Annotated in this window: 6 protein-coding genes; all 6 read right to left on the bottom strand. The window is 27.9% G+C overall.

The features are described from left to right. Positions 1 to 967: metal-dependent hydrolase (locus FLA105534_RS23455; RefSeq protein ID WP_173968494.1), on the bottom strand; the 967-nt coding region annotated here is incomplete at its 3' end. A 49-nt stretch (positions 968 to 1,016) separates the two neighbouring features. Then, complete coding sequence (locus FLA105534_RS23450) at positions 1,017 to 1,277, bottom strand: hypothetical protein (protein WP_173968493.1); 261 nt, start codon at positions 1,275 to 1,277, stop codon at positions 1,017 to 1,019. Between the two features lie 245 nt (positions 1,278 to 1,522). Further along, positions 1,523 to 3,034, bottom strand: coding sequence for a tyrosine-type recombinase/integrase (locus tag FLA105534_RS23445; protein ID WP_173968492.1), 1,512 nt, complete (start codon positions 3,032 to 3,034; stop codon positions 1,523 to 1,525). Positions 3,035 to 3,148: 114 nt separating this feature from the next. Next, entirely contained in the window at positions 3,149 to 3,358 is a 210-nt protein-coding gene (locus FLA105534_RS23440) for a hypothetical protein (protein ID WP_173968491.1), read from the bottom strand. A gap of 303 nt (positions 3,359 to 3,661) precedes the next feature. Continuing rightward, positions 3,662 to 5,824 carry a VapE domain-containing protein gene (locus FLA105534_RS23435; protein ID WP_173968490.1) on the bottom strand — a complete coding sequence of 721 codons (2,163 nt, stop codon included), beginning with the start codon at positions 5,822 to 5,824 and terminating at the stop codon, positions 3,662 to 3,664. Positions 5,825 to 5,835: 11 nt separating this feature from the next. Continuing rightward, the coding region (locus tag FLA105534_RS23430) for a TolC family protein (RefSeq protein WP_217427737.1) at positions 5,836 to 6,444 on the bottom strand (609 nt) is incomplete at its 5' end.

Here is a 6,444-nt window from a genome sequence, read left to right as displayed (position 1 = left end):
CTATAATTGTATCTAAATAATGTGATTTAAATTGAATATTAAACTTGTTCTCGAACTCAAATTTCTTTTTAAATTCAAGATGATTCGTAGAAATGGAACTTTCATAATTTGAATAAATGACTGCTTTTTTTACAAATGAATTTTTGAGAATCATGTTTAATTGACTTTCTGTATAATTCTTTAAATCAATCTTTTCTTGAATAATTATCCAATCAGTTTTTTTAGTTTTTAATATATTGATTTTTAAACCTTGTTCATTTTCTTTTAAAACGTGCATTTTATCATTTGCTAGAATATAAAGTTCTGATTCTGTCGTATAAATAAGATTTCCTGTTCCTTTAAAATTCGTCTGATAAACATTGTAATCGTAATGTATTTCTAGTGCATTTGAAGACTTTTTATATTCTTTTATTTGGTGCTTTATATCATTGAAATTATTGTTTACCGTAGACCAAAAACCATTAGCAAATAAATCCTGCATAAAGAAAGTAAGAAAGCAAAAAATAAAAAGAATAATTCCTTCTTGACGAATATTTCCGGAACGAATTCTCATTTCAGGATTTGCAGGAAGTACACAAGGATTTTTATAAAATGGATATAATAATGGAATTCCTTGCAAAGTAACCATGTCAAACAATAAATGCGAGAAAACAGAAAAAAATAAAATAATTGAGACGCTATAATTATTACTAAAATTCCTTTCTAAAAATATACTTACAACACAAATACCTATCAAAAAAAATACTGAATGTGTAATTGTTCTATGTCCGTAATTTACTGATAACCATTTTGCAATAGGATAACAAGATTTTCCAATCCAACTTTTTGTATGATCAATATCTGGCAAAATAGAACCAATTAAAGTAACTCCAATAAATAAAGGATTTGCAAATATGTTTATAGAAAAGAAACCAGAAAATAAACCTGTAAAAATTATTTCTCCAGTTAAATGATTTGGTGCTGTCAAAGTATTGTAAATTAAATTATTATATATTTCTCATTGCATTTATATATTATCAATACATTTCTCTTAATGTAATTTCATAATCCTGCATTTGTTCATCTCTTAATTCATCTGTAGATTCTCGTTTATTTCTTTCTTGCATTCTTATTATTCTTTCATTTCTTCTTAAAGCTTTTTTTGCATTTTTAATTCTAGTTTTTTCACTTTGATTTTTTATTGAATCTGGTGTAGGTGGTAATTGATCTTTACATGAACTACAATTTGCATTAAAGAAGATTACAATTAGTAGAAATGTTATTTTAATTACTTTCATATTTTATTGATTTATTTAATTATTATTTAGTGTTATATTATTATATATGGAAAGGCGCGCGCCCGACAAAATAGTTATTTTGTCAGGCTTAAAAACGGCTCGAAACCAGACAAAAAACGAAAATTAAATTTATAAGAAATTTCTCTAATTAAATATAAAATAAAACCGGATTTTTCGGAATTATCGGAATTCCCGGAATTCCGAACGAATTTTTCCAACTTTTTCGAATTTCATGATTATAAACTCTACAAGAACTTACGTCTAAAATTTGATAGAAGTGGACGAAGTAGAAAAAGCAAAATCATTGCAATTCCTCCAATAAATCGCAAAGCGGGTTCGTTCATTTCACGAGATAAAAATCGTAAAGAAGTAAGTAAACCAAGCGAAACAATTATTATCCAAGTCATATCAATTTCAGGCAATGCGCCAGTATGGCGAATTTCCCTAATTGTTTGAGTATCCAAAAAAGGTTCTTTTTTGTAGCGATTTATTAATTCTGAAATCGCTCTAGGATTTCCGTTTGTTTGGTCAAAAATATGGGAGAAAAAAAGTTCCTTATTTTCTACATCTAAGTTATTTGCTAATTGATTTATAAGAAGAAAAGATTCTTTTCTATTTAAATTTTTCAATTCTACTTTTTCGAAATTCCAAAGAAATGAAGTGTTTACAGCTTTTATTTCACGAGCACCTGCAACAATTATAAAACAATCTTTTAAGCGCTCTAGCGCTTTTTTAGCGCCTGGAGTAATATTAGTTATGTCGTCAATTATTAAGCAATATTCAAAAGGTTTAATTGCTGAAATGATTGTATAGCAAAGATGCATTGTATTTTCTCTTTGAATTTTTTTATTGATTTCTTCGGTTGTAAAATCTTTCCAAAGCATTGCCAAAACGGTTTCTTTTTCCTTGAAAAGGAAAAGTAAAATTTGAGCCAAAGATTTTTTAATATTCTCAGTGTCATCTAGACGTAGGACTTTTTTATCAATAGCAATATTCTTTAAAAGATGTGTTTTTCCTGAACCAATTTTCCCGATTAAAATTGTATTAATATGTTTATCGATGTTTGCATTTAAATTGATTAATTCCTCGTTTCGACCAACTGTAAAATACGATTCTGAGAAATCTATATTGATCATTTTTTGTTTTGGTTTAGGAATTAAGAAATTATATATTTTCTGATACCATTTTAACGGTGAAGCCGTTACTGCATTTACACGATTTCTTAATTCTTCCGTTGGAATTTCTGCGTAAATAAGTGTTGTATTGTAATTTTTATGCCCGAGCATTTCTTTAATTTCAGCCAAAGAAGTACCCGCAGATAAATGATGTGTAGCAAAAGAATGTCTTAAAGCGTGCGGATGCAAATTTCGAATATTTACTTTCTTACTAATTATATTAATTGCTTCCCACATTGTTTTTCTTGAAATATGTCCCGTACTTGAACTTTTTGACGGAAATAAATAAGAATCTGATTCGATCGAAATATTAGCCGTTGCTAAATAATCTGCAATACTTTGATACAAACGATTAGAAATAGGAATTGTTCTCAAATCCTTTTTTCTCTTTTTTAAAGATTGGATTGTAAGAGTTCTATTTTTAAAATCAAAATTTTTACATTTTATACTGCAAGCTTCTGTAATTCTTAAACCTGCATCGAGCATAAGTAAAACAATCACTTTATGTTTTACATTTTTTATAGAATAGATCGTTTGTTCAGATTCTTCCTTTGTGATATAATGAAATTGTTTAACTAACATGATCTTATTATTTATTTGTGCGGAGTGAGGGGTATGCTAGCAAGTGCCAGCCACCACCCCGAAGGGGCGCTTGCGTTTGGCTGGTGCTTGATAGTATGCCCTGAATGGAGTTTTTTATTTTTTCTTAGAACCTTGAATGAAAAAGGAATTTACACACGGTTTATTTTCTGGATTTTGTTTTTTTAGGTAAAAATAATTTTTGAGCAAAGCGATAATTAAAGGTTTTAATTCTTCAGCGCAATTTTCAAAATTTACATCTCTAAATGTGAAAGGTTCAGATTCCATAATAAGTTTAATAACTAATTTTTCGATGATTTTCTCCATATCTAAATATTTTTAAAGTAAAAAAGGCAAAAACATCTTACCATCTTACCCAATTCAGTAATAGCAAGGCGGGTAAGAAGAATAAATGTGTTTTTTTATGTTACCCAACTTACCCGAAATTTGATTTTTTCGAGTTTTTTATTTTCGGGTAAGATTGGGTAAGATTAGGGTAACTTATTTTATTTATATCTTACCTTATATTAAACCTTATATTTAGTGGTATTTATAAGTATTAGGTAAGTTAGGTAACTTGTATTAGTGGTATTTGATATTTTATTTTTTACTGCTACTTTTTTTTGAGAATTAAACCGATTTAATTTCAATTTCGGTTTGTTTGGCCGTGTCGCCAGACGTTTTCATTTTTGGAAGATTTTTATCGTTTTTAGGATAAAACGAACCTTCAACCGCTCCAAAATTACTTTCAGCAAAAAGCGGTTTTGGATGAACCCAATAGCCGTAAATGCCATTATCTTTTGCTTTTTCATAACCGAGTGAATGCATTGCACGCCCAACAGCAATGGCATTTACATTTACACCTAGCGGACGCAAATAAACCAAAACATCTGTACTAGTAAAATGCATTCCTTGACCAACTTGAGCCTTTTCAAAATATTTACCGATTAATTCCTGTTCCGTAGATAATTGTTTAAATTTTGAATTTCTTTTCTCGTTTTGCTCGATTTCATCTTTTGATAAATCCCATTGATTACGGTTTGTTGTAGATTTAAATAAAGCATAAGCCTGCGACCAAATAAAATCAACATTACAATGTTTTGAATAATCCCAGTTTATTCCTTTTATATTGAAGCAAAGCCAGCGCACAGAACCCGTTTCGTCAGCCAAAAAGCTTTGCTCATTTGTAGAACCAACAAAAGAACAACGACGTAATAAATTAGCTTCATTACGTCCAAAAGGAACACGAATATTAATATTTTTCATTGAAAACAAGGCTTTTAATTGCTTTGTATCTTGCTTATTTAATGATGCTAATTCGTCAATATTTATCATGAAATTTCTAGCCAAAGAAATAATTCCATCTTTGTCTGTAGTAATTCTGTCAGTATAATAAGGGGAAAGTTGGGCAGGGGAGAGCCAGTTCCAAAAAGATGTTTTTCCATCATTTTGATTCGAAACTAAAACCAAAGCTTGTTTATTAAAGAAATGATCGTCCATAGCACAAAATACAGAACGAACAAGCCATTTACGAAAATGATATTCAAAAGCTATAGAATCAAATGCTAAAACATACTTTGCAAGATTTGCAATATGATCTGTTTTGCCATCCCAAACGGGTAAACTTGAAAAATAATCCTGAATAGGATTAAAGTCTTTGCAAAAATCAGATTTTAAAATAGCCGATAAATTACTAAGTGAAATTTTTATACCGTGTTTCTGTAAATCCAGATATAAATTATTCTCATTTAATTCTTTCCAATTGTCCGAATTTAAAGGAGCAATCTCCACAAACATCTTAATTTTGTTGTATCTAAACTTATATTTATTGCTTAAAAAATCTTCGGTTTGATGAAATATTGAATAGATTTCTTTTGATTTATCTTGAATGGTATTTTCGTCAATTAATCTTTGAAAATCGCTTTTAGAATTAGTTTGAAAAAAGTCTGCAATATCATTAAAATCAGCAGGTAAAACAATTTCTCTCACATCATATTTTGCAGTTATTTTCTTTCTTGCATTAATTCCAGCCTGATCGTTGTCGTAGCAAATGAATAAATTTTTATTATTCAATAACTTTAATTGTTCAGATGTAATGTTGTGATTTTCAGATCGAAAAGTAATTGCGTTAAATCCGTTAGCATTTAAAATAAGACAATCTTTTTTGCCGGCACAAATTATTATAAACTCAGCGTTCTTATTAATTTGTTCTAAACCAAAAATATCGTTTGAACGATATTTATTTAAAAAGAATTTTTGGGTTTTTTCTTGTTTTGGAATATATAGTTCAGCAACTGAATTATTTAGTTTATAAGCAAAACCAATAATATTGGGGAATAATTTAATTTTTGAAATTTCATTTTTCGAAGAATTATAAAACTCGAATTTATCCAGGGCAAATACATTGTATTTCTGCAATAATTCTTGTGTAATATTCCAATTTCCTTGAGAAAAATAATCTAAATGTAAAGTAGTGAAGTCTTTAGTTTGAAAAGAAAAATGATTTGAATTTGAATTTTCTTGAATATTAAATTCTGATGCAATAATCTTTAAAACTTTATCGAAATTTAGCTTACAATCTATATTATTTAAATCTGCAACTAGCTGAAAACAATCTCCTTGTTTACCAGTAGAATTGCATTTAAACGTATTGTTTTTGTATAATTTAAAACTTGGTTTTTTGTCTTCTGAGAATGGCGAAGAAATATTTCCGTTAGGGAAATCGTTAATTTTTAAGAATTTAAAGAAAATTTCTTTTTCAGTTATGGCGGATAATATTGTATTTTTGTCCATAAAATTTGTATTTATTGATTAGGTACATTAATTGATAAATATTTAAACTCCTGGTCGAAACAGGAGTTTTTTATTTTTAGCTCAAATTGTTTCATTTTCGAAATAATATTTCTATATTTTCCAACGATAACAATATTGGTTTTCTGATAGTTATCTTGTATCGTCAACCAAGTTTCTAAGGTTATTTTGTTGTTTTCATATTGACTTTTTTTAAGATTAAATATTTCTTCAGATAATTTTTTATTGTCTAATTCTAACCGTAGAATTTCATAAGAATCTATAATTTGTTCGTATTCATTTGTGAATTTTTCAATTGAATTGTTTTTTTTCTCAATTAATTGAAAATGCAATTTTTCAATTTCGATTTCATTTCGTTTTTTGGTTTGATAATAAGTTGAAAGATTTGATAACGAAATCCCGACGTTAAAAACATTTTGTCTTAAGTTATATGAGAAATTTGGCAAAATCGAGAGATATTTTAATTTATCTTTTTCAGCGTATTTTTTTATTACGCTGTCAATCTTTTTTGTTTCAATTTTATTATAGTTTTTATAAATCGAATCTGTTTGTTGAGAATAACAGTGAGAGAAAATAATAAAGAATATATTACACAATATAGA

Source organism: Flavobacterium collinsii (assembly GCF_902804485.1).
Classification (GTDB): Bacteria; Bacteroidota; Bacteroidia; order Flavobacteriales; family Flavobacteriaceae; genus Flavobacterium; species Flavobacterium collinsii.
Note: the sequence above shows the minus strand (reverse complement) of the source record. Positions and strands in the feature narration are given on the sequence as shown.

Coding starts and splice junctions, on each gene's coding strand:
- FLA105534_RS23440 (WP_173968491.1), bottom strand. CDS start 3,358: ATGGAGAAAATCATCGAAAAATTAGTTATTAAACTTATTATGGAATCT.
- FLA105534_RS23450 (WP_173968493.1), bottom strand. CDS start 1,277: ATGAAAGTAATTAAAATAACATTTCTACTAATTGTAATCTTCTTTAAT.
- FLA105534_RS23445 (WP_173968492.1), bottom strand. CDS start 3,034: ATGTTAGTTAAACAATTTCATTATATCACAAAGGAAGAATCTGAACAA.
- FLA105534_RS23435 (WP_173968490.1), bottom strand. CDS start 5,824: ATGGACAAAAATACAATATTATCCGCCATAACTGAAAAAGAAATTTTC.